This window comes from Acaryochloris sp. IP29b_bin.137 (assembly GCF_028285745.1).
Lineage (GTDB): Bacteria > Cyanobacteriota > Cyanobacteriia > Thermosynechococcales > Thermosynechococcaceae > Acaryochloris.
Genome location: NZ_JANQOP010000291.1, coordinates 1 through 2,760, shown reverse-complemented (window position 1 = coordinate 2,760; position 2,760 = coordinate 1). Strand labels below are relative to the sequence as shown.

The 2,760-nt window shown below is 47.8% G+C and carries 3 protein-coding genes and 1 pseudogene; 1 reads left to right on the top strand and 3 read right to left on the bottom strand.

Annotation, left to right across the window (positions count from 1 at the left end; all coding sequences use genetic code 11):
* Nucleotides 1–265: pseudogene (locus Q0991_RS20390) on the top strand (metallophosphoesterase); the annotation flags it as partial.
* A gap of 30 nt (nucleotides 266–295) precedes the next feature.
* Here the strand turns inward: Q0991_RS20390 and Q0991_RS20385 are convergent.
* The 3 genes from Q0991_RS20385 to Q0991_RS20375 all read right to left on the bottom strand — a co-directional run bounded on the left by Q0991_RS20385 (nucleotide 296) and on the right by Q0991_RS20375 (nucleotide 2,583).
* Nucleotides 296–1,525, bottom strand: a complete 1,230-nt coding sequence (locus Q0991_RS20385; RefSeq protein WP_299491993.1) for a HAMP domain-containing sensor histidine kinase — start codon at nucleotides 1,523–1,525, stop codon at nucleotides 296–298.
* Between the two features lie 10 nt (nucleotides 1,526–1,535).
* Nucleotides 1,536–2,219 (bottom strand): response regulator transcription factor, encoded by a 684-nt coding sequence (locus Q0991_RS20380; protein ID WP_299491991.1) that lies wholly within the window; start codon nucleotides 2,217–2,219, stop codon nucleotides 1,536–1,538.
* A 61-nt stretch (nucleotides 2,220–2,280) separates the two neighbouring features.
* The gene (locus Q0991_RS20375) at nucleotides 2,281–2,583 is read right to left on the bottom strand and encodes a hypothetical protein (RefSeq protein WP_299491989.1); all 303 of its coding nucleotides are present in this window, start codon (nucleotides 2,581–2,583) and stop codon (nucleotides 2,281–2,283) included.
* Nucleotides 2,584–2,760: the final 177 nt, after the last annotated feature.

The following is a 2,760-nucleotide window of genomic DNA, read 5'->3' as shown; positions in this document are numbered from 1 at the left end:
CCGATATGGTGTGCAGCTTTACGTCAATGGTCATGAACACCATTACGAACGGACTCAACCTATTCGTGGCACCACCTATCTAACCTGTGGCATTGGTGGAGCAAAGTTACGGCCTTGCCATTCATCTGCTCGAACCGCGTTTGCAACCTCTCAATTTGGGTTTGCGGCCATTGAGGTCTTCAAAGATAAGCTGAGCATTCAAGGTATTGGCGTTGATGGTAACTGCTTTGATCAAGGCATAGTGCGCCAAGCCAGTGAAGTTTAGCGACCCAATGCTGCTTGAAGCTCGTCATCGCTAGGGAGAGGAGTCATACAGAGGGAGTTTTATAGAAAAACAACTCCCTTGTGTCCAGTCACTTTCCACAGCGATGTTTCCCTGATGAAGTTGGACAATACGACGAGCAATGGCTAGCCCTAGACCACATCCGTCTGCCTGATACGACCGGGACGTGTCTGCTTGCCAAAATCGGTCAAAGATTTTCTCCTGGTGCTCCGCCCTTATCCCCATGCCTGTGTCTTGAACTTGAATCAGGATGGATGGTCCGACTCTGGTACTTTTTATCTCTACTGCTCCTCCAGCGGGGGTATATTGCAAGGCATTCTCGAGCAGGTTGGCAAACACTTGTCGAAGCTGATCCTCATGGCCTAAGACCCAAGTGGGATCTGCGAATTGAGTGGTCAGGGTAATGCCTTTAGATTGAGCTTGGTGTTGGTAATGCTGACTCAGTTCCTCTAAGGTGTGCAGAAGATTAATGGGATCTTGATGCTGTTCTGAAGATTGGTCGAGTCGGGCCAATTGCAGTAAGGATTCTGTTAGTGCAGTCATCTGATTCGCTGCACTGAGGATAGCTTGAAACTTCTCAGCATCGGTTGGTCGCATCCCTTGAGGATATTTTTGGGCCACGGTTGCATTGGTTTTAATCGCCGTGAGGGGACTGCGCAACTCATGAGAGGCATCGGCTGTAAATTGCTGGAGTTGGCGCATGTTCTGCTCAATGGGATGCATGGCTCGGGCGGTTAACCAGGTTCCTCCTATTCCACTGAGGAAAATCGCTAGAATAGCGCCACCGCCTAAGCCCCAATCGAGCTGTTGGAGGGTTTGGTTGACGGCCTCTAACGATTCATTGGCGCGGACAAAGCCAATCAACTGCCCAGTATTGGGGTCTTGAGCTGGCACCGTCATGGATTTGAGGTTGGCGTAGGTCTGAAGTCGAACGAGTTGTTGGGGGTTTAAAGGTCGATTTGAGGTGGGCTGGCCTTGAGTTCCAACCAACTGACCTGTAGGGTCGTACCATTGCAGAGATTGAAGGTCACGCACTAGATCTTCTTGATCGAGTTCAAGGCGACCGTCTTCAATTTCGAGTTCTAGGCTTCCCGCTTTCACTAAATTTTGTAGTCTTTGGCCGATCTGATGGTGCAGGGTATAAGAGAAGGTGGTACGGATTGCGATCGCAAACACAACCATAATCCCAGCCAAAACCATTAGATAGGATCCTAAGAGCTGCAATCGAACTTTCCAAAACAACGCATAACCTCTAGGAATGAAGCAGAGGATTCAAACGATAGCCCACACCATAAAGCGTTTCGATCAACTGGTCAGAACCTCCGGCTGCTTTTAATTTACAGCGCAGGTTACTAATATGTGTTTTGATCGTGCCTTCACTAGAGGCGCGATCCAGCTCCCATAGGCGATCTAGCAACATGGCCCGAGTAAAGGCTTGACCCGGATGTTGAAGTAAATGTTCTAGCAGAATATATTCTTTGGGCGTTAAATCTAGCAAGGTCTCACCATAGTGAGCATGATGGTGAATCGGATCAAGTTGCAACGCACCCTGTTTCAGAATGGAGGGCTGTATCTGAGGGGGACGACGACATAACGCGCGGATGCGAGCAGCCAGTTCGTCTAACTCAAACGGTTTGACCACATAGTCATCGGCACCAGCGTCTAAGCCCATCACTTTATCTGTCAAAGTATCCTTGCCGGTTAGCATTAACACAAACCCGCTATATCCTGAGCGACGCAGTTGTTGACAGAGACTAATCCCATCCAAACGAGGCAGCATAATATCCAATAGAATCAGCTCATAGTCAGTCACTTGGGTATAGTGCCAGCCGAGTTCACCATCTGCCGCTAAATCGACGATGTAATGTTGATGACGCAAATCTTCGGCTAGGGGCTTGGCAATCCGATCATCGTCCTCAACAAGCAAAATTCTCACGTATTGATTCCCTCATGATGGTCATGAATGGTTTTAGCGCCCTGATTGTAGACATGACTACTCATTTTTCTGCTCTTAATCCTTGGGGGTGGGCCAGCAATACCACTTGGTTGGGTATCGCTGATTTGATGTGGAGTTTTTCGAGACCTCGTTGAATGGCTGCTCTAAAGCTGAGTAATGGCGTAGTTCGTTTGAGTTGACTCAATTTTTCCAGAACATCATATTGATGAACGATTTGCCAACCCCAGGTTCGAAAAAACTCAGGTCCTTGATCAGGGGCAAATTTAAAGGCTTGTTCTCCGCTCGCAATATAGTGATCATAAAGAGTATGGCTGTATTGCTTTCGCCCACTGCGTAATACCATGGGTGATGCTAATTCTAGAATCCACCAGCAGATATAGTCTTGTTGACTCAAATTCGAAGCAAGCGTAGCAACTTGGTGCTTAGGTGATTTATGGAAAAGAACTCACCTCTGTTTTGGTCAACTCTAATCGCTAGAAATTAGTCGAGATATAGGCCAACAATGACACCTCTATAAGCC